We start from the raw sequence: 19,747 nt of genomic DNA, 5'->3' as shown, positions 1-19,747 counted from the left end.
CCGTCTGAAAATATTTTCAGACGGCCTTTTTAATGGCTCACAACCTATTTACTTCAACAAACAAACTCATTCTCTAAAATCATTTTCCCCATCACGCCAAAGTACATTTCTTTACAACCTTACCCTCGTGCGCCATTACTGCTTCTATCCAATCGACGATATTTTGCCAATAATATTGCGGCTTTTCAGACGGCCTATCAGCCTGAATACCTTCATCATTCAACACAACGGGAACCCCCTGCTCTGCACCGGCTTCAAGCAAAATCCAGATACTGCCTTCTTGGGTATCGGCACGGGCTGCTTGATGTTCATACGCCCAGCCAACCGCAGCTTGTCCGCCATTTTGCAAAGACTGTATCGCCAGCAAAAATGGCTGAAAGCAGGTATCTACATTGTTGTCGGCAGTAACGACCAAAGTTGCACCATGCGTGCCTAACGCTTGCGCGGCATGAAAGACTGGGGAGTTGTGCAGATTGGCGATAAAATCAAACGGCATCGCGGCGTGATGGTTCAGTACATTGTCTGCCATTTTTTCAAATACGGATGGCGAAGAAAACGGCGTACCGAGAAAAACAGCGCAATCAGAACGAATTTCGCTTTGTTCCTTAAATTGCCCTGCGCCAAGCGCGGCAATCAAACTCAAGCGGCTGAGGCGGCGGGTATCTATACTGCTTTGCTGCTTTAAGGTTTGTTTGAGGATTTTACCGCTGGTACCGGCGTCAGTATCAAAACGCACGGCTGCGGTAATACGGATATCAGGATTTATGGTTGCCATTGCCATACCAAAGATGTGTTGCTGCCGCCAAAACCAAACTGATTGGCCAAACAAAAAAAGCCGCCTTTTTGTGAAGCCGCGCACTCGGAAAAACGAATTTCCCGCCCCTGATAATCGCTGCTTCCGCCTTGTTTTAAAGCGGATAAAAGCAGGACTGTTTCAAGGGCTGCCGTTGCGCCAAGCGTGTGTCCGATTTGCGGCTTGAATGCCATCAAAGGGGGCAGTGTACCGAATATATTTTCCAGTGCGGCCAATTCGGCGGCATCGCTGTCAGCCGTGCCGATGCCGTGTGTTTTAACGACCGCAATGCTTTCAGGAGCGATGCCTGCAACACCCAAAGCGCGTCGCATCACCTGCTCTTGTGCTTGGCCATCGCTTTGAATCAGGTCATTGCCTGTATTGGCGGCGTGTCCGATAAGTTTCAGACGGCCTGAAGAAGATTCGGGAGCAGCGGAAGATAAAGCAAGCGCGGCAACACCTTCGCCTAAAATCAAACCATTTCCGCCAAAAGGCCGATACTGCTCGGCCAGCAAACCCAAGCTGTGAAAATGCAGCAAAGTCAGCCGGTTGAGGTTTTCAATACCAAGCACAAAGGCGCGCTCCGCCCCGCCGCGCAAACAATTATCCGCCTGAATCAGCGCATGGGCAGATGAAGTGCAGGCAGTAGCGAAACTGAAAATCTGCCGATTACCGCTACGCCGGCGCAAATCTTCGGCAAGATAAAGCAGATTGTGTTCCTCTACCGCCCTATTACCCGCAAAATGGCGGTTTTCATATTCGGAGATGGAATAGGAACTGGAACCGATAAACACCGGCGTATCGTGCCAGCTTTCAGACGGCCAGCCTGCATTTTCGGCGGCTCGGCGCAAATGTTGTTCGGCGATATCCGCAAATTCCTTCCGCCCTAAACTGTCGTCGGCGAATGCACGAAAATAAGCAGCCTGCTGCGGTTGGTTTAAAAACGTATAAGACACCGCATCAGGCCGTCTGAAATCCGCTTGCGGATTTAAGGCAGAAGTGGCCGCCGTACCGCAAACCCAACTCACGCGCCATGCTCCGTACGGATAAACGCCGCCAAATCGCGTACGCACATCATATGTTTGCGCACCATACGGTCGCCCTGCAGGCGCACTTGGAAATACTGTTGCAAGGCAACGCTGATCTGCAGCGCATCAAGCGAATCCAAACCAACCGGACTGTCATCACCAAACAAAAGTGCATCGTCGGTGAAATCATCCATATCCACATCGTCGGCCTTATCGGCCTCTTGCACGATTAACTTTTTCAATTCCGCTTCCAGCTCGTGCTCGGCCAGTGTAAAGGTGTAAGACATTTTTTAAACTCCCATTTTTATCTCATGAAGCAACAGCTTGTTTTAACAAAACTCGCTACGCTCGTTTTCAGACGGCCTGAACTTTATGCAAAATCGCCCCAAAGCGTCTGCATGGCGGCAATGGCCGCAAGTGAGGCGGTTTCGGTGCGCAACACCCGTTTGCCAAGCGTAACGGATTGAAAACCGGCATCAAATGCCTGCTGCTCTTCCTTCTCCGTCCAGCCGCCTTCCGGACCGACCATAAACACGACTTTGCCGGATTGCGGCCGAACATCGCCCAGTTTTTGTGCGCGGTTCAAGCTCATTAACAGTTTGGTCGTTTCCTGCGGCAACTGCTGCAGAGCCTGTGCATAAGTCGTCAGCGGCAAAACCTTCGGCACAATATTGCGGCCGCTTTGTTCACACGCCGAAACGACGATTTCCTGCCAACGTGCCACCCGCTTTTCAGCGCGTTCGCCGTTCAAGCGGACGACACAGCGTTCGCTGATGACCGGGCGAATTTCTGCCACGCCCAATTCCACGCTTTTCTGCAAAGTGAAATCCATGCGCTCGGCGGCGGATACCGCCTGTACCAACGTAATGTTCAGCGGCGATTCGTTGTCCGTTGCCTCTTCACGCAAAATCCGCACGCTGGCGCGGCGTTTTTCCAAAACTTCGGGCAAAGCCGGATATGCCTTGCCATTGCCGTTAAACAACACGATTTCTTCCGTGTTTTTCACGCGCAATACATTCAGATGGCGCACCACATTATCGGGCAATTCGACCACGCTGTCGGGGCTTAAGGCAAAATCAACATAAAATCGGGGCATGGTTTCCTGCTTTATTCATGTATATAATTTAAATTTAAAATTTCATGAATGAAGTTGAAACACGGCGACATACTCCTGCCTGATTTCGATTTCATCCACTATAATTTAAGACTTCCCGAATTTTAATCCACTGTCACGCAAAACTGCAAAAAACAAGGATACGCCGTGCTATACCGTTTACAGAAAGTCGTCCGCCACATCGCCCAAACCGAAGTCATGCCGCGTTTTCTGAACACGCCGTCACGACGCAAGGAAGACGGATCGGTTTTGAGTGAAGCAGATTTGGCCGCACAAACCGCTTTTGCCGCCGCCCTGCCCTTATTGGAGGATTGTCCGATGTTGGGCGAGGAGATGAGCGTTCAGGAGCAAACCCGTTTGTGGAACGAACATTCAGACGGCCTATGGATTGTCGACCCCATAGACGGCACAAACAACTTCGTCAACGGTTTGCCGCATTTTGCCGTATCCGTCGCGCTGGTTAAAAACGGCCACGCCGAATTAGGCGTGATTTACAATCCGGTCAGCGGCGAATGTTTCTATGCCGAACGAGGCAAAGGCGCGTTCCTCAACGGCACGCCGCTGCCGCTGCGTTCCGAAAACAAAAAACTCAACGAATCCATTGCCGGCGTGGAAATCAAATACCTGCGTTCGGGCAAACTCGCCAGTCGCATGAATACCCTTGCCCCATTCGGCACAATCCGCAGCATGGGCAGCAGCACGCTCGATTGGTGCTACCTTGCCAGCGGCCGCTACGATATTTACATCCACGGCGGACAAAAGCTGTGGGACTACGCTGCCGGTGCATTAATTTTTGAAGAAGCCGGCGGCTGCCTGACCACTTTGGAAGGCGACGATTTTTGGAGCGGCGAACATGTATTCAAGCGTTCCGTCATTGCCGCATTGCAACCCGAGCTGTTTCAGCAATGGGTAAAATGGATTCGAGAAAATCAGTAAAAATACCGTTTATCCTCAAAAAATCACGATTATCTTGCAACTTATTGAAATTATTTCACTTCTTAACAGCATTTAATACTAAAAACGGTAGAATATTAATCGCTGACACAACACCGCTCTTTCATCCCTTTTGGGCGGTGCAGCAAGTAAGACGTTTTCCCGCAATGTATTGGCCATTCATACTTCTCCCTTAGTATGAATGGTTTTTTTTATCTGCAAAAACAGCTCAGGCCGTCTGAACGTTCAGACGGCCTGTTTACATTACTATTTGAAAAACTGTCCGCAACACGCCTTAAACTTTTTGCCAGAACCGCACAAACAAGGCTGTTTCATAGTCGGCAAAGCAACGGTCGGATCAATAAAGTACCAACGCCCGTCTATTTTCACAAACGCCGACAATTCATGATGGCACTCAGTTTGCCCGTTCTCTTCAAAATACGCCTCAAACTCGACCAAAGCATGCAGCTTGCCAAACGGCACATGACGGATAACCTTCAATCCCGACCACTGCGTCTGCTTACTCCACAACTCCAAATCCTGCTTGTCCAACAAATTCTGCTGCGCAGGGACAGTCGTGCCCACGATATAGTCGATTTCCTGCAAAACATACGCGCTGTAACGCGAACGCATCAACTCTTCCGCCGTCGAGGCCGCCGCCTCATGCGCATGAAACGGTGCGCAACATTCCATATAAACACGCCCCGACTGACAGGGGCAAAGTGTAGCCGTCATTCTTAATTACCCGAATAAATCCATTTCAAAATTATAACGCAAACCTGACTCAGGCCGTCTGAAAACGAGCGTGGAGAGTTTTGCCAAAACGAGCGTGGAGAGTTTCGCTAAAATAAGCAAAGCGGGTTTCGACAAAATAAACGCAACAATCTGATATAATGCGCCTTTTCGATTTTGACTATCCATGATGAACATTCCCATCCAAAGCATCAGCCGCCTGTTGCCGCAAACCCAATGTCGTGAGTGCGGCTATGAAGGCTGCTTACCCTATGCGCGCGCCCTGTCGGCAGGAGAAGCGCCGGTAAATCTGTGCGCGCCGGGTGGGGAAACCGTCATGAAAGACATTGCCGACCTGTTGGGCAAGCCATACCTCGCGCCTGCAAAAACACAAATCAAAGCCGTAGCCCTGATTGACGAAGCCGTCTGCATCGGCTGTACCGCCTGCATCCGCGCCTGCCCTGTCGATGCCATTATGGGCGCGTCCAAACTGATGCACACCGTCATCAGCGACGAATGCACCGGCTGCGGCTTGTGCGTTACCCCATGTCCCGTCGACTGCATCGACATGGTTCCCGTATCGCAGCCCTTTCTGCCGTCCGCACGCCGTTTCAGCACCTCTGCTGAACCGCGCTTTGCCGCCGCCGAACACGCGCAAAGCCGTTTTGAACGCCATACCGTGCGCAAACAGCGCGACGATGCCGAACGCAAAGCCCTGCTGGCGCAACGCGAAGCCGCCGTCAAAGCCAAACAGGCTGCACAGGCGAAAACCCAAACAGCCACACCAAGCGCCGCATTCAACCCCATGGATTTGATTGCCAAAGCCATGGCAAAAGCGCAATCGCAACAGGACAAACTCGTCTCCTCCGACAACCGCGAAGACTTCAAAGCACGCCAAATCGAAGAAGCCAAAGAACGCGCCGAACTGCGCCGCGCCCAACGTGATGCCAAATACGGCAACGAAGCCGAAAAAGCCGCTGCCATCGAATTTCTGCGCCGCTACAAAGCCGAGCAGGAAGCGGCCAAAGAAGCCCGCTGATTTCCAAAACAACAAACCCATTCCGACCGTATCAGGCCGTCTGAAAACATTGCATGAAAACCAATAACTTTATGACCACACAAGAATTTCCACACCAGCATACCGCCCATTGCGAAAGCGGTGTGATGTCCACCCTGCTCAAATACCATGGCCACAATTTAGACGAAGCCATGATTTTCGGCATTGCCCACGCGCTGACATTTGTCTGGATGCCGCTGATTAAATTAAACGGCATGCCGTTGGTTTCTTACCGTACCGCGCCGCGCAGCATCATCAAAAACACCTGCAAAGCATTGGGGCTGAAATTATCCGTCCGCAAATTTTCCGACGCGCCAAGCGGACAAGCCGCATTGGATGCTGCGCTGTCCTCAGGCAAACTGGCCGGTTTGCAAACCTCCGTCTTCTGGCTGCCCTACTTCCCGCCGCAAATGCGCTTCCATTTCAACGCACACAATCTTTTAGTGTACGGAAAAGACGGCAACGACTACCTCATCAGCGACCCCGTATTTGAAACCGTACAACGCTGCGCCGCCGAAGATTTGCAGCGGGCGCGCTTTGCCAAAGGCGTATTGGCGGCAAAAGGCATGATGTACACCTTGGAAGACAACAGGCCGTCTGAACAAATCATGGCAGACTTGCCCGCCATTATCCGCAAAGCCATACGCAAAAACGCCAAACATATGCTCGCGCCAGTCTTTTTCATCGGCGTAAAAGGCATCCGTACGCTGGCCAAAAAAATCGAATCCCTGCCTGCCAAACAAAACGACAAATACCAAAAACTGTTTCTCGGCCATTTGGTGCGGATGCAGGAAGAAATCGGTACCGGCGGCGCAGGTTTCCGCTATATCTACGCCTACTTCCTCGAACAAGCCGCCCATATCTGCAACGAATCTGCGTTTCAGACGGCCTCGGAACAAATGACCTCCATCGGCGACCAATGGCGTCAATTCGCAGCCATGTGCGTGAAGCAGTGCAAAAAGCCGTCTGAAAACGGCTGCCGCAACATCGCTGAATTTCTGCGCAAAATTGCGGATGATGAAGAAGCGTTATGGCGGGGATTATTGAAATAATGGGGTTATGCGGTAGCGAGAAATTTTCTGTGCCCGTTTGTACACAGATGACCTAATGCCGCCTTTGTCAATGATTTCACTATGCTCCATCCATACTAAGGCCGTCTGAAACCATGATTCACATCCAATCCCTCTCCCACCGTTATCCCAAAGCCGAAACTGCCGCACTGGACAATGTGTCGTTCGATATTGCCGACGGCGAATGTTTGGGGCTGCTCGGCCACAACGGTGCGGGGAAAACGACGCTGATGTCGCTTTTGGCCGGCTTGCAGGAAGTACGGCAGGGCGAGATTTTGTTTGACGGCAAGCCGTTGCGCCTGTTGAGCCGCAGCGAACGGCAGAAAATCGGTTTGGTGCCGCAGGATTTTGCGTTTTATCCTCAGCTTTCTGTGTGGGACAACCTGCTGTTTTTCGCCTCGCTTTACAAAGTGCGCGACAAAGGCCGTCTGAACGCGCTGTTGGAACAGACCGATCTGACCGCCCACAAAAATAAGGCGGCTAAGCATCTTTCGGGCGGGCTTAAACGTCGTCTGAATTTTGCTATCGGCCTGATTAACACGCCGCAACTGGTGTTCCTCGACGAAATCACGGTCGGCATCGATCCGCAGTCGCGCCGCTTTATCCTCGACAGCGTGGCGGATTTGACGCGGCAGGGGGTAACGGTGGTGTACACCTCGCACTATCTGTCGGAAATCGAGCAGCTTTGCGACAAAATCGCGCTGCTGCAACACGGCAAACTGGTGTACCACGGCGGTTTGGACGAGCTTTTAAGCACGCAAACAGATATCGTGCGTTTTACCGTCGAACCGCCGTTGCCGCCTCAAACGCTGGCCGCTTTGGGTGCCAAGCAAGTGGACAGCCGCGGCATGATGGAAACGACACACGATGCCGCCGCCGTTTACGCCGCCCTGCAACAAAGTGGCGCGCAAATCCGCTACTTCCAGCAGGGACACGGTTCGCTGGAAACGTTTTACCTCGATTTCCTGCGCAAAGACGAACCGGCAACAGATAAGCAAAATCCACAATGACGACTTCCTCCCTCCTCAAAGAACTCAAACTGCTCTGCCGCGACCTGCACGGTTTGGCCGTGTTGTTTGTGATGCCCATCGCCTTCATGCTGATTATGTCGTTGGCGCTGAGCCGCGACCAAGACCCGCACACCGACAGCCGCATTGCGCTGGTCGGTGCGGCAAACGACAGCGTCAATACCGCGCTGGCTGCCGCGTTGGAAAAAGAGCAGATTCATGTCACACTGATGTCGTCTGAAAAACTGACCGACGCGCAAAACGGCCTGCACGACAAACGTTTCCAACTGGTGCTGCACAACCCGAACCCTGCTTCCGGCAAAATCGCCGACGACAAAACCCTGCAAATCTATGTACCGCCCGATACCGAGCCTTCATGGCTGGCGGCTGTCAAAGGCGTTTTGCAGCAGCACTACACCCAAACGCGGCTAGACGATTATTTCGACAACAACGACGGCATCAAAATCGACAATAAAAAACTGCCCCGCTCTATCCGCAAAGACATCCAGAAAAAAGTGGATGAAAAAAACGACGAACAATTCGCCGCCGTGCGCAGCTTTTTAGATAAAAAAATGCTGGAAGAGCATTACCTGAGCGCAGGAAGCGGCACAGTGGAAAAACCCAACGCCGTACAGCACAGCGTACCCGCATGGCTGATTTTCGGTATGTTTTTCATTATGATACCGCTGTCGAACGTCATGGCATTAGAACGCCAGACCAACACCATCACCCGCCTGCGCCTCGCCCGCGCTTCCGCATCCGGCCTGATTGCAGCGAAACTTGTCCCCTATTTCCTGATTAATCAGCTTCAGTTTGTCGGAATGCTGCTGCTCGGCCGCTACCTGCTGCCCGAAATCGGCGTACCCGCCCTCATACTCAACGGTAGCCTTGTTCCCTACGCGCTGCTGTCCGCCGCCGTCAGCGCCGCCGCACTTGGCTACGCACTGTTAATCAGCGTCTGCGCCAAATCCACCGAACACGCCGTCGTACTCGGTGGCGGCGGCATTATCCTGATGGCGGCAATCGGCGGCATTATGGTGCCCGCACACGTCATGCCCGAAACCATGCAGCAACTCACTTGGATTTCCCCAATGGCTTGGGGCTTGAAGGCTTTTCAAGAATTGCTGCTCAACCGCAGCGGCTTGGATGGAATCGGCCGTTATCTGCTCTTATTGTCTGCATTCTCTTTTACCACGCTGACTGCTGCCGTATTGGTTTATCGTAGGCAGTTGCAGACGCAGGTAAGGTTTTAAACGTTTGTCTGCCCTAAGTAGAAAGCTTATTTCTCAAAAACATTCCTATAAAAAACTTCAGGCCGTCTGAAAGATATTTTCAGACGGCCTGATGCTTGATGCGCTATGGATTGTCTCAATAATAAAATATGCTCAATAAAATCCCAAAATCCAAACGTAAAAAAACCTACTTTTTTCAAAGTAGGTTTTCATATTTGGTGGGTCGTGAGCGATTCGAACGCTCGACCAACGGATTAAAAGTCCGCTGCTCTACCGACTGAGCTAACGACCCGATAAGCTGTGCATTATAGAGACGGGCCACACAGCTGTCAACACTTTTTTAAACTTTTTTTATTCGACGACGATTTTCGGGAAGCGGCTGCTGAAGTCTTTGCCTTTATCGGCAATGGCCAGCGCAATTTGGAATGCGGCTTCGGTGTAGATGTCGGCGATAGTTTGGTTGTTTTCAAACAAGGCCGAAGATGTGCCGCTGTCCATGGCTTCGCGTACAGGCAGGCTCAACGGAAGCTGGCCGAGCAATGGTACGTTCAAACGCTCTGCTAGGTTTTTACCGCCTTCTGCGCCAAAGATTGCTTCGGCATGGCCGCAGTTGGAGCAGATATGGACAGACATGTTTTCCAAAACGCCCAAAATCGGAATATTGACTTTGTTGAACATATCCACGGCTTTGCGTGCATCAATCAGGGCAATGTCTTGCGGCGTGGTCACGACAACGGAGCCGGTTACGGGGATTTTTTGCGACAGGGTCAATTGGATATCGCCGGTACCGGGCGGCAGGTCGATGAAGAGATAATCGACATTATCCCACTCGCTTTGGAACATAAGCTGTTGCAAGGCTTGGCTGACCATCGGGCCGCGCCAAACGACGGCTTGGTCGGTATCGACCAGGAAACCGATGGACATCACTTGAATGCCGCTTTCGGCTTCAACGGGAATGAGTTTTTTGTTTTGTTGATCGGGTTTGCGGTCTTGCACGCCGAGCATGGTGGGCTGGCTTGGGCCGTACAGGTCGGCATCGAGTACGCCGACGCGCGCGCCCATTCTGGCCATTGCGGTGGCAAGGTTGGCTGTGGTCGTTGATTTGCCGACGCCGCCTTTGCCCGATGCAACAGCGATGATGTTTTTCACGCCTTTGATGGTTGCTACGCCGGGTTGAACTTTATGCGTACCGATTTCGGTATCGATACTCAAGTGAATGTGGGTATCGCCGGTATGCGAAATGACGGCTTCTTGGAGGGCGTTAGCAATGTCTGCGGCAATATGGGCAACTGGGAACGCGAATTTCAGGCCGATATGCAGGCCGTCTGAATGCTCTTCCAGAAGCGAAACGGCTTTTTCGCTGCCCAAAGTGCGTATTGTGGTGGGAATCAACACGGCATCGAGTGCGGTTCGGATGGCTGGGATATTCATAATCTGCCTCTTGAATGTGGGAAATTGTTTATGTGCGCGATTTGTCGTGCGACAAATCTGCCAAATTATACCCTTGAACGCCATGTAAGGGGGATACGCCCGAAAAACTTCAGGCTGCCTGAAACATCGGGCAGCCTGAAAAAAGGGGCAAATGAAACGCGACCTTATTCGCTCAAGAGCGCAATGTCAGCAACTGCGTTCATTTGTTCTGCCAAGCGGTTCAGCAGGTTCAAACGGTTTTGCTTCACGGCGGCATCTTCGGCCATTACCATCACGCCGTCGAAGAAGGCATCGACCTGCGGTTTGACGGAAGCCAGTTCGGACAAAGCGATTTGGAAATTGCCTTCGGCAACGGCGGCGGAGATTTTCGGCTGCAAACCTTGCGCGGCGGCGTACAGGGCTTTTTCTTCGTCCTGTTGCAGCAGACTTTCGTTAACCGCGCCCAACTCGGCATCGGCTTTTTTCAGCAGGTTTTGCACGCGTTTGTTGGCTGCGGCCAATGCGGCGGCTTCAGGCAGCTGTTTGAACGCGGCAACGGCCTGCAGTTTGGCCACTACGTCGTCCAAACGGCGCGGCTGTTTCGCCAATACGGCGGCGACGATGTCTTGCGGATAATCGTTTTGCAATAACACGGCCAAACGCGCCTGCATGAAGTCGGCGGTTTCAGACGGCGTTTTCTCGTTGAGCAAACCTTGCGGGAAGCTGTTGAAGGCCGTCTGAATCAGTTCGTTTACGTCCAAACCGTACTGCATCAGCATACGCAAAATACCCAATGCGGAGCGGCGCAGGGCATATGGGTCTTTGTCGCCGGTCGGAATCAAGCCGATACCCCAAATGCCGACCAAGGTTTCCAGTTTGTCGGCCAGTGCAACGGCGGTTGCCACTTTGCCGTTCGGCAGGTTGTCGCCGGCAAAACGCGGTTGGTAGTGTTGCTCGATGGCTTCGGCGATTTCTTCGGTTTCTCCGTCCAAGCGGGCATAGTATTTGCCCATGGTGCCTTGCAGTTCGGGGAACTCGCCGACCATTTCGGTCACCAAGTCGGCTTTGGCCAAACGTGCGGCACGCTCGGCTGCGGCGGCATCCGCGCCCAACGCTTTGGCGATATGGGCGGCAATGCTTTGCAGACGTTCGATGCGCTCGGCCTGCGAACCAATTTTGTTGTGATACACCACGTTCGCCAGCTTGGGCAGGCGGCTTTCCAAAGTCGCTTTTTGGTCTTGCTTGTAGAAGAACTCGGCATCAGACAGGCGCGCGCGCAAAACGCGTTCGTTGCCTTGGATGATGTGTGACGGGTCTTCGGTTTGCAGGTTGGAGACCAGCAGGAAGCGATTCATTAGCTTGCCGTTTTGGTCGAGCAGCGGGAAGTATTTTTGGTTTTGCTGCATGGTCAGAATCAGGCATTCTTGCGGCACGGCGAGGAAGTGTTCTTCAAAACCGGCTTCCAATACCACAGGCCATTCGACCAATGCAGTCACTTCGTCCAACAATGCTTCATCGGCGGCAACAGTCGCGTTCAGACGGCCTGCCTGCTCGTTCAAGGCCGTCTGAATCGCGGCTTTGCGCTCGGCAAACGAAGCGACGACTTTGCCTTGTTCGCGTATTTGTGTGGCGTAGTTGTCGGCGTTTTCAATGGTGATTTCGCCGCTGGACAGAAAGCGGTGACCCAGTGTTTTGTTACCGCTTTGCAGACCCAAAACGCTGACGTTTACGATATCGCCGCCGTGCAGCACAATCAGCCCATGAACGGGGCGCACGAAAGTAAACGTGCTGCTGCCCCAACGCATTACTTTCGGAATCGGCAACTTCTTAACCGCTTGATTGATAATGTCTTCCAAGAGCTCGCCCAACGGTTTGCCGGTTTGGACGTATTCATAGGCGTACACATCCTGCTTGCCGTCGTGGACGATGGTCAAGTCTTCGATTTTCGCCCCAGCACCGCGCGCAAAACCTTCCAAAGCCTTAGTCGGCGCACCGTCTTTCATGGCATTCGCCACGGCCGGGCCTTTTTTCACGATTTTTTGATCGGCTTGAACGGCTTTCACGTTTTTGACTTGAACGGCCAAACGGCGCGGAGAAGCGTAGGCAGTGTATTCGGCTGCGCCGTCAATCAGTTGCGCTTTTTCCAAGCCTTCGGCAACAGAAGCGGCAAAATGGTTGCCCAGATTATTGAGGGCTTTGGGCGGGAGTTCTTCAGTGAGAAGTTCGATTAAAAGGGTTTGGGTTGTCATGTGCTTATCGTTAAATAGGAAATTGGTTTGGCGTCTGAATACAGCATCATGCGGTTTTCAGACGCAAGGTTAATTGAATTGACAGCGATTTTATCATTTTCAGACGGCCTGTGGCTGTCTTTCACAAACAATTTGCCCGATTTTCAAGCCACTTCGTCCGCAACGTCTTCAATTTGCGGCGCGGATATACGGCAAACCACTGGTTTCGTCGTATTCAGGAATGTCGCTCCCGGCAAACAGCGCACCGGCCAAACGCACGGCCGCGCCGGTCACGGCCGGGGAAATCATAAAGCCGTGGCGGAACAGGCCGTTGACTTCAATCAGGCGGCGTTCGCAGTTGAAGCGGATTTCGGGATTGTGGTGGTTTAGCGTTGGGCGCAGGCCGGTGGCCAGTTCCAAAAGGTTTGCCTCACCAAAGGCGGGATGCACGGCGTACAACGCGGATAAAAGTTCCAAACCGGAACGCACGCTGGCCGGCGCTTGGCTTTCGCTTTCGATTTGGGTCGCACCAATCACAAAAATATGGTTTTCCTTCGGCGCGATATACAAAGGATAGCGCGGATGCAGCAGGCGCACTGGGCGGGACAGCTCGACTTCGGGTGCGTAAACGCGCGCCACTTCGCCGCGTATGCCGCGCAATTGGCTTTCAGACGGCCTGTTCCACGCGCTCTTTGCACCATAACCGCGGCAGTCGATGACCCAATCGTATTGCGCCGCCAAATCTTCGACTTCGCGTTCGCACGACCAATGGCACGCGACATTCATTGATTCCAAAGCATCGGCAAGCGCATTCAATACTTGCCGTCCGTCCAGCTGCCCTTCCGTAGGCAGATACAGGCCGTCTGAAAACCGCCCTGCCAGTTGCGGCTCGTTTGCTGCGATTTCATCCGCGTTCCAACGTATGGTTTCATGTTCCGCCACGCCGCCGCGCTTCAAATGACGGGCAAACTCGGCAGAAAGCGGCTTGTCCTGCGTGTGCCAAACAATCAGGCTGCCGTTTTCCTGCATCATCACCGGCGTATTCAGACGGCAGACAATCGCGCGCCAAAGTGCAATGCTTTGTTTGCCCAAACGGATGACTTCGGGCGTTGCCTCCACCGCTTCGGCAGAAGGCGCCAACATGGCCGCGGCAACATAAGCGGCGGCTTGCGCGCCGTTGCGTTCGCCTTTCTCAAACAACTCGACCGAAATGCCCTGCTCTGCCAGTTGGAACGCCATCAGACGGCCCGACAGACCGCCACCGAGTACCGCAACCTTAGACATCAGTTTCTCCTTGTTTTTAATATATAAATAAGCAGCATATTTTAGAACTTGTTTTGCTATATCACAATATCGACACAAAATGAGAACAGTTTTTGCATATCATGCTCAAACTGAATCAGTAATACGCAAACAAAAAGCTTCCCTCTATACCCGACAGTTACCGCTTCAAGCTGCCAATCAGCTTTTATAAAAATATTTTCTTTACATAAAACCTACTATTTAGAGTGAGTTTATCGTGGCAGTAAATTGTGTTGCTGTACAGGGCTTTTGACGCTGAATACGCCCGCCTGTTTATCCGAACTTCACTTCTGCCCCGAATACTTCCTGCCACAGTTTTCGCACGTTGCCGTAGTGGGTCAGCAATTCGTCCGTTACTTCGGTTTTTTTGGCATCTCGCAGTTTGGTGTTGTGTTGCTGCTGGCGGTAGAAGCGGTAGGCGGTGCGGCTTTGTTCAGCGAGGGTTTTGTCGATGAGGCCGCAGTCGGCGGCGATGTTCAACAGGGCAATGTTGCCGTAGTTGTCGAGGAGTTGCGGATATTGGCGGGCATGGGCAAGTATCAGATATTGGACGATAAATTCGACGTCGACCACGCCGCCGCGCGCGTATTTGACGTTACTGTCGGCAGGCGGATGGGTGGGGAACATTTTTTCGCGCATTTCGATGATTTCGCCTGCTAAAACGGTTTGGTCGCGTTCGGCGGTCAGCATTTCGGTGCGTATGCGGTCGAAGGCCGTCTGAACATCAGGCGTACCGCAGATAAAACGGGCGCGGGTGAGGGACTGGTGTTCCCACGTCCAGGCGTTTTCGCGCTGGTATTTTTCGAAGGCGGCGATGCTGTGGGCGAGGAAGCCGGCGTCGCCGTTGGGGCGCAGGCGCAGGTCGGTTTCGTAGAGGCTGCCTGCGCCGGTGGCGGCGGAAAGCCAGTTGGTCAGGCGGCGGGCAAGGCGGCTGTACACGTCGCCTGCATCGGGATGCGGGTCGTCGTAAAGATAGACCAAGTCGAGGTCGGAGGAATAGCTGAGTTCTTTACCGCCCAGTTTGCCGTAGCCGATGATGGCAAATTGCGGCGTGTCGCGGTGTTTTTTGGGCATATCCGCCCACGCACACTGCACGGCGGCGGCGAGAATGATGTCAGCAAGGGCGGAGAGTTGGTCGGAGAGGGATTCTACTGTCCACAGTCCGGCGAGGTCTTGGACGGCGAGGCGGAAGACTTGGGCATGCTGGAAGCGGCGCAGGGTGTCCATTTGCGCTTCGGTGTCGCCGCCGCAGGCTTTGAGGTCGTCTGAAAGGGCGGCGGCGAGGGCTTGCCAGTCAAACGCGGTATCCAAAAGCTGGGCGCTGATGAGTTCGTCCAGCAAAATCGGATATTTGCTCAGATACGCCGCCACCCATGAGCTTTGGCTCATAATCTGCGCCAGCTGCGCCAGGGTTTGCGGATGTTCGTTAAGGAAGGCGAGATAGGCGGAGCGGCGACTGATGTTTTCGAGGAAGTCAAACAGCCGCATTAATGTATCGGTCGGATTGGGTTGCTCGGCCGCCGCCTGTACAAACAGCGGCACAATGGCGTCGAAACGCGGCTGGGCGTGTGCGGAGAGGTGGCGGTATTTATGGCCGTGCCGGATTTGGTCGAGCCTTGCGGCGACAGTTTCGGCATCAAACCCGTGTTCTTTCAGACGGCCTAGCCGCTCTTCTTCGTCGGGTTTTTCCTGCCACGCCCATTGCCATTCGCTGTTGCTTTGCGTTTGTTCTTCGGGTTCACTCAAGATTTCGTTGAACAACTGATTGACTTTGTTCCGATGAACATTGAGGCCGTCTGAAAAAGCGGCGTAGCTGTCGAAACCCATACTTTCGGCGAGCAGTTGCTGCTGTTCGGGCGAGGCAGGCAGGGTTTGGGTTTGCTGGTCGTCCCAGTATTGCAGGCGGTGTTCGACGTCGCGCAGAAAGCGGTAGGCGGCGAGCAGGGTTTCGACGTTTTCAGACGGCATGATGCCCAGCTCGGCAAGTTTCTTCAGCGTTTCCTGCGTGCCTTTCAGTTGCAGCGCGCGCATTTGGCCGCCGCGTATCATCTGGAAAATCTGGGCGATAAATTCGACTTCGCGAATGCCGCCCGCGCCGAGTTTGATATTGTCCGCCATGCCTTTTTTGCTGACTTCGCTGCGGATTTGGCGGTGCAAGTTGCGCATCGCTTCATACGCGCTGTAATCCAGATATTTGCGGAACACGAAGGGGCGCACCAGCGCTTTGATGTCGTTCGGATACGGCGTAACCACGCGGCCTTTGCACCATGCGTAGCGTTCCCATTCGCGCCCCTGCGTAATCAGGTATTGCTCCAGCGCGGTTTCGCTCAATACCAGCGCGCCCGAATCGCCGTCCGGCCTCAGCCGCATATCGACGCGGAACACCTGCCCGTCGGCGGTGATGTCGTTCAACAGCGCAATCAGTTTCTGCCCGACTTTGGTGAAAAACTCCTGATTGCCCCGTTCGCGCCTGCCGTCGGTATCGCCCGATTCGGGATAGACGAAAATCAAATCGATGTCGGAAGACACGTTCAACTCATAGCCGCCCGCCTTGCCCATCGCCACCACGCTCAAATGCTGCGGCGATTTGGTATAACGCCCGATCGGCGTGCCGTACATATCCTGATAATAGGCGTAGGCAAAGTCCAGCGCGGTATTAACGGCAAAATCGGCAAACAGCGTAATCGTGCGGGTTACTTCGTTCAAATCGCTGATGCGATTTATATCGCGCACGATAATCTGCGACACGACATAACGGCGCAACTCGCGCAACTGCCGCGCCAATTCTTCCTCGTTTTCTTCCGCGCGGATTTTGTCCCAGTCGGCAAAGGCTTGGAAATCCGCTTCGGTCAACACCTTGTCCAGCATGGGCAGGAAAATTTCGGGCTTGAGTTTGCCGGAATCAAGGTTGCGAGCGAGAAACAGGGAATAACGGCGGGCGGCGTCGAGGCGGTTCATAATCTTTGCCTGAATAAACAGAAAAGACCATCATAGCAAGGTTTCAGGCCGTCTGAAAGCCACGCTTTCCCCTATCCGTGCAATCGGCTAAAATACCAACTTTGCAACCCATCATAAGGAAACCGCCATGACTCGTATGGTTCACTGCGTCAAACTCGGCAAAGAAGCCGAAGGCATGAAATTTCCGCCGCTGCCCAACGAGCTGGGCAAACGCATCTTCGAAAACGTTTCCCAAGAAGCATGGATGGCATGGACCCGCCACCAAACCATGCTCATCAACGAAAACCGCTTAAGCCTTGCCGATCCGCGCGCACGCGAATACCTCGCCCAGCAGATGGAACAATACTTCTTCGGCGAAGGCGCAGATGCCGTACAAGGCTACGTTCCGCAAGAGCCTAAATAAGCATTAAACGCCAAGGCCGTCTGAAACCCGATTTTCAGACGGCCTTTAAAATTCCCGATTGCCCCGCATATTAGACAAATAGAACAGATAAATCATACAAACCCATGATTTTCTGTTAAAATCCAAATTTCATTCATTTCAATCCACACTGGAGCAAACGCCATGCAAAACGACGTTTACGACTATACCTCGCAAGGCTCGGTTGCCAAAAATACCGTCCTGCAAAAAACCTACCGCCTGCTCGGCCTGTCTTTCATTCCTGCCATTGCCGGCGCGTTCTTTTCCGCCAAAACAGGCTTTAACATTTTCGCCATGTTCGGCTCATACTGGGTTGCCCTGGCCGCCTTCTTCGGCTTCTTCTACGGCATGACCTTCCTGATCGAGAAAAACCGTTACAGCAACGTCGGCGTCGCCCTGTTGATGATCTTCACTTTCGGCATGGGCCTTGCCATCAGCCCTATGCTGCAATACGCCCTGGCGATTAACAACGGCGCGCAAATCGTCGGCACGGCCGCCGCCATGACCGCCGGCGTATTCTTCACCATGTCCGCCATGGCACGCCGCACCACAATGAACATGAACAAACTCGGCAGCTTCCTCGGTGCCGGTGCCATCGTGCTCATGATTGCCGTTGTGGCCAACATCTTCCTCAACATCCCTGCCCTGAGCCTGACCATCGCGGCCGGCTTCGTTGTCTTCAGTTCCCTGATGATTATGTGGCAGGTGCGTACCGTCATCGACGGCGGCGAAGACAGCCACATCAGCGCGGCGCTGACCATCTTCATCTCCATCTACAATATTTTCAGCAGCCTCTTGAGAATCCTCATCTCTCTCAGCGGTGACGACTAATCAAGCCGCAAAGGCCGTCTGAAACTTCAGACGGCCTTTTTTGATTTTTGACATCACCGGCAAACTCCCCTATCCTGAACGCCACACAAACCCCATTCCCAACCCAAAATGACCACGACCACTCCGCGCCGTGCCGTGTACGCAGGCAGCTTCGACCCACCCACCCTCGGCCACCTGTGGATGATACAGGAAGCCCAATCCCTCTTTGACGAACTCATCGTCGCCATCGGCACCAATCCCGAAAAGCGCAGCACCTACACCATAGAAGAACGCCGCGCCATGCTCGACGCCATTACCCACTCCTTCCCCAACGTCCGCATCAGCGTGTTTGAAAACCGCTTTTTGGTCGATTACGCCCGCGAAGCCAAAGCCAATTTCATCGTCCGCGGCATCCGTTCCGCCGCCGACTACGAATACGAACGCTCGATGCGCTACATCAACAGCGACATCGCCCCCGAAATCTCCACCGTCTTCCTGATGCCGCCGCGCGAAATCGCCGAAGTGTCCTCCACCATGGTCAAAGGCTTGGTCGGTCCCCAAGGCTGGCGCGACATGATAGGCCGCTACCTCCCCGACCCCGTCTATCAAAAAATCCTGCAAGACCACGAAACAAACACATAAAACAAAGGCCGTCCGAACATTTCAGACGGCCTTCCAAATTTCATTGATTATTGACGGGCAGACATCACCGCCTGCAGGTTTTGTTTTAACGTTTCCATGTCCAACCAACCGGCGGCAATAAACAGCATCAAAATCACCGTACCCACGCACAACATGCCGATACCATACAACACATAACCCACCAAAACACGGCCTACCGTTGCATTTCCCATCCACATCAAACCGCGTACCTGCACCACAAAAACCCAAGCCCGCCACAGCAGCGCAAACGCAGCCAACGCCGGCACATACAACACCAGCAACAGCGGCAGCAGCAAAGCCTCAGACACCAAAATAAAGCCCCACAAAGGCAGCTGGGGCGCACCGTAATAATGCAGCACCTTGCGCATCGAGCGGCTCAACACCAACCATTTCACCATCACCAAAATCACCGACAGGCACACTGCCGCCGCGCCACTGCCAAACAAAGGCGACATGCTGGCCGCGTTTACCATGCCCAACAGCAGCAACACCGCCGCCATCACCAAAGGCGAATACAAATACGTCTCCGGCGAACGATAGCGCAAACGCAAAACATCCCACATATCACGAACAAACACATACAGCATGGCATAAATCCAAAGCAAAAAAGCCGATTGTATCTTAGGCCGTCTGAAAATCAAACCGGCAAACCCCAAAACCGCCAATTAAAACGAAAAATAATTCAATACAAAACAAAATCTTAATTTACCGCCTCAAAAATAAAGCCTACAAACGCTTGCACAAGGCAACGAAATTTGGTTTAATTCACATCTCGCAACGAAACACGCGAAGGCCAGATAGCTCAGTTGGTAGAGCAACGGATTGAAAATCCGTGTGTCGGCGGTTCGATTCCGCCTCTGGCCACCACCAACCGCCTTGAAGCGGTTATTTTTTTATCTATACGATTTGCACGCCATACTTAGCGCAAATCCCATTCCAGACCATGCGTCCCGATTTCTACACAAGGCCGTCTGAAAAATTTCAGACGG

The 19,747-nt window shown here is 53.1% G+C and carries 19 protein-coding genes and 2 tRNA genes; 9 read left to right on the top strand and 12 right to left on the bottom strand.

Annotated features, from left to right (window positions below; genetic code table 11):
- Positions 1-91: 91 nt before the first annotated feature.
- The 4 genes from HMPREF3047_RS02510 to HMPREF3047_RS02495 all read right to left on the bottom strand — a co-directional run bounded on the left by HMPREF3047_RS02510 (position 92) and on the right by HMPREF3047_RS02495 (position 2,917).
- On the bottom strand, positions 92-781 hold the full coding sequence (locus tag HMPREF3047_RS02510; RefSeq protein ID WP_070585223.1) for a hypothetical protein: 690 nt from the start codon (positions 779-781) through the stop codon (positions 92-94).
- Positions 763-1,821, bottom strand: a complete 1,059-nt coding sequence (locus tag HMPREF3047_RS02505) for a beta-ketoacyl synthase N-terminal-like domain-containing protein (protein WP_070585226.1) — start codon at positions 1,819-1,821, stop codon at positions 763-765. Before HMPREF3047_RS02505 ends, HMPREF3047_RS02510 begins: the two co-directional genes overlap by 19 nt.
- Positions 1,818-2,108, bottom strand: a complete 291-nt coding sequence (locus HMPREF3047_RS02500) for a phosphopantetheine-binding protein (protein WP_070585227.1) — start codon at positions 2,106-2,108, stop codon at positions 1,818-1,820. Before HMPREF3047_RS02500 ends, HMPREF3047_RS02505 begins: the two co-directional genes overlap by 4 nt.
- 83 nt (positions 2,109-2,191) lie before the next feature.
- Positions 2,192-2,917, bottom strand: a complete 726-nt coding sequence (locus HMPREF3047_RS02495; protein WP_070712102.1) for a 16S rRNA (uracil(1498)-N(3))-methyltransferase — start codon at positions 2,915-2,917, stop codon at positions 2,192-2,194.
- Positions 2,918-3,082: 165 nt separating this feature from the next.
- Here HMPREF3047_RS02495 and HMPREF3047_RS02490 point away from each other — a divergent pair, with 165 nt between their 5' ends.
- Positions 3,083-3,871 carry an inositol monophosphatase family protein gene (locus HMPREF3047_RS02490; protein WP_003684681.1) on the top strand — a complete coding sequence of 263 codons (789 nt, stop codon included), beginning with the start codon at positions 3,083-3,085 and terminating at the stop codon, positions 3,869-3,871.
- Positions 3,872-4,135: 264 nt separating this feature from the next.
- On the opposite strand, the gene HMPREF3047_RS02485 is transcribed toward HMPREF3047_RS02490, so the two are convergent.
- Both HMPREF3047_RS02485 and HMPREF3047_RS02480 read right to left on the bottom strand, forming a co-directional pair.
- Positions 4,136-4,603, bottom strand: coding sequence for a YchJ family protein (locus HMPREF3047_RS02485; protein WP_070712101.1), 468 nt, complete (start codon positions 4,601-4,603; stop codon positions 4,136-4,138).
- A 6-nt stretch (positions 4,604-4,609) separates the two neighbouring features.
- Positions 4,610-4,789: a hypothetical protein gene (locus tag HMPREF3047_RS02480; protein ID WP_070712170.1), complete on the bottom strand. Its 180-nt coding sequence runs from the start codon at positions 4,787-4,789 to the stop codon at positions 4,610-4,612.
- A gap of 1 nt (position 4,790) precedes the next feature.
- Here HMPREF3047_RS02480 and HMPREF3047_RS02475 point away from each other — a divergent pair, with 1 nt between their 5' ends.
- From HMPREF3047_RS02475 to HMPREF3047_RS02460, 4 genes are all read left to right on the top strand, one after another.
- Positions 4,791-5,639, top strand: coding sequence for an RnfABCDGE type electron transport complex subunit B (locus tag HMPREF3047_RS02475; protein ID WP_210399753.1), 849 nt, complete (start codon positions 4,791-4,793; stop codon positions 5,637-5,639).
- Positions 5,640-5,710: 71 nt separating this feature from the next.
- On the top strand, positions 5,711-6,709 hold the full coding sequence (locus HMPREF3047_RS02470) for a BtrH-related acyltransferase DarH (RefSeq protein ID WP_070712169.1): 999 nt from the start codon (positions 5,711-5,713) through the stop codon (positions 6,707-6,709).
- Positions 6,710-6,822: 113 nt separating this feature from the next.
- Entirely contained in the window at positions 6,823-7,737 is a 915-nt protein-coding gene (locus HMPREF3047_RS02465; protein ID WP_070712099.1) for an ABC transporter ATP-binding protein, read from the top strand.
- Positions 7,734-8,987 (top strand): ABC transporter permease, encoded by a 1,254-nt coding sequence (locus HMPREF3047_RS02460; protein ID WP_070712098.1) that lies wholly within the window; start codon positions 7,734-7,736, stop codon positions 8,985-8,987. Before HMPREF3047_RS02465 ends, HMPREF3047_RS02460 begins: the two co-directional genes overlap by 4 nt.
- A gap of 195 nt (positions 8,988-9,182) precedes the next feature.
- On the opposite strand, the gene HMPREF3047_RS02455 is transcribed toward HMPREF3047_RS02460, so the two are convergent.
- The 5 genes from HMPREF3047_RS02455 to glnE form a co-directional block, all read right to left on the bottom strand.
- Positions 9,183-9,258, bottom strand: a tRNA-Lys gene (locus HMPREF3047_RS02455).
- 59 nt (positions 9,259-9,317) lie between these two features.
- Positions 9,318-10,397 carry an iron-sulfur cluster carrier protein ApbC gene (apbC, locus tag HMPREF3047_RS02450; RefSeq protein ID WP_070712097.1) on the bottom strand — a complete coding sequence of 360 codons (1,080 nt, stop codon included), beginning with the start codon at positions 10,395-10,397 and terminating at the stop codon, positions 9,318-9,320.
- A gap of 164 nt (positions 10,398-10,561) precedes the next feature.
- Complete coding sequence (glyS, locus tag HMPREF3047_RS02445; RefSeq protein WP_070712096.1) at positions 10,562-12,625, bottom strand: glycine--tRNA ligase subunit beta; 2,064 nt, start codon at positions 12,623-12,625, stop codon at positions 10,562-10,564.
- Positions 12,626-12,793: 168 nt separating this feature from the next.
- On the bottom strand, positions 12,794-13,888 hold the full coding sequence (locus tag HMPREF3047_RS02440) for an FAD-dependent oxidoreductase (protein WP_070712095.1): 1,095 nt from the start codon (positions 13,886-13,888) through the stop codon (positions 12,794-12,796).
- A 291-nt stretch (positions 13,889-14,179) separates the two neighbouring features.
- The gene (gene glnE / locus HMPREF3047_RS02435; RefSeq protein WP_070712094.1) at positions 14,180-16,864 is read right to left on the bottom strand and encodes a bifunctional [glutamate--ammonia ligase]-adenylyl-L-tyrosine phosphorylase/[glutamate--ammonia-ligase] adenylyltransferase; all 2,685 of its coding nucleotides are present in this window, start codon (positions 16,862-16,864) and stop codon (positions 14,180-14,182) included.
- Between the two features lie 127 nt (positions 16,865-16,991).
- Here glnE and HMPREF3047_RS02430 point away from each other — a divergent pair, with 127 nt between their 5' ends.
- The 3 genes from HMPREF3047_RS02430 (at position 16,992) to coaD (ending at position 18,737) form a co-directional block, all read left to right on the top strand.
- Positions 16,992-17,267 (top strand): oxidative damage protection protein, encoded by a 276-nt coding sequence (locus HMPREF3047_RS02430; RefSeq protein WP_003748182.1) that lies wholly within the window; start codon positions 16,992-16,994, stop codon positions 17,265-17,267.
- 162 nt (positions 17,268-17,429) lie between these two features.
- Positions 17,430-18,116, top strand: a complete 687-nt coding sequence (locus HMPREF3047_RS02425) for a Bax inhibitor-1 family protein (protein WP_070712093.1) — start codon at positions 17,430-17,432, stop codon at positions 18,114-18,116.
- 108 nt (positions 18,117-18,224) lie between these two features.
- Positions 18,225-18,737, top strand: a complete 513-nt coding sequence (coaD, locus tag HMPREF3047_RS02420; protein ID WP_070712092.1) for a pantetheine-phosphate adenylyltransferase — start codon at positions 18,225-18,227, stop codon at positions 18,735-18,737.
- Positions 18,738-18,784: 47 nt separating this feature from the next.
- On the opposite strand, the gene HMPREF3047_RS02415 is transcribed toward coaD, so the two are convergent.
- Entirely contained in the window at positions 18,785-19,345 is a 561-nt protein-coding gene (locus HMPREF3047_RS02415; protein WP_070712091.1) for a hypothetical protein, read from the bottom strand.
- 204 nt (positions 19,346-19,549) lie between these two features.
- Here HMPREF3047_RS02415 and HMPREF3047_RS02410 point away from each other — a divergent pair.
- Positions 19,550-19,625 (top strand) — tRNA-Phe (locus HMPREF3047_RS02410).
- The last annotated feature ends 122 nt before the right edge of the window (positions 19,626-19,747 follow it).

The organism is Neisseria sp. HMSC075C10, from assembly GCF_001815615.1.
Taxonomy (GTDB): domain Bacteria; phylum Pseudomonadota; class Gammaproteobacteria; order Burkholderiales; family Neisseriaceae; genus Neisseria; species Neisseria subflava_A.
The sequence above is the reverse complement of the archived record's forward strand: the minus strand, read 5'-3'. Positions and strand labels throughout refer to the sequence as shown.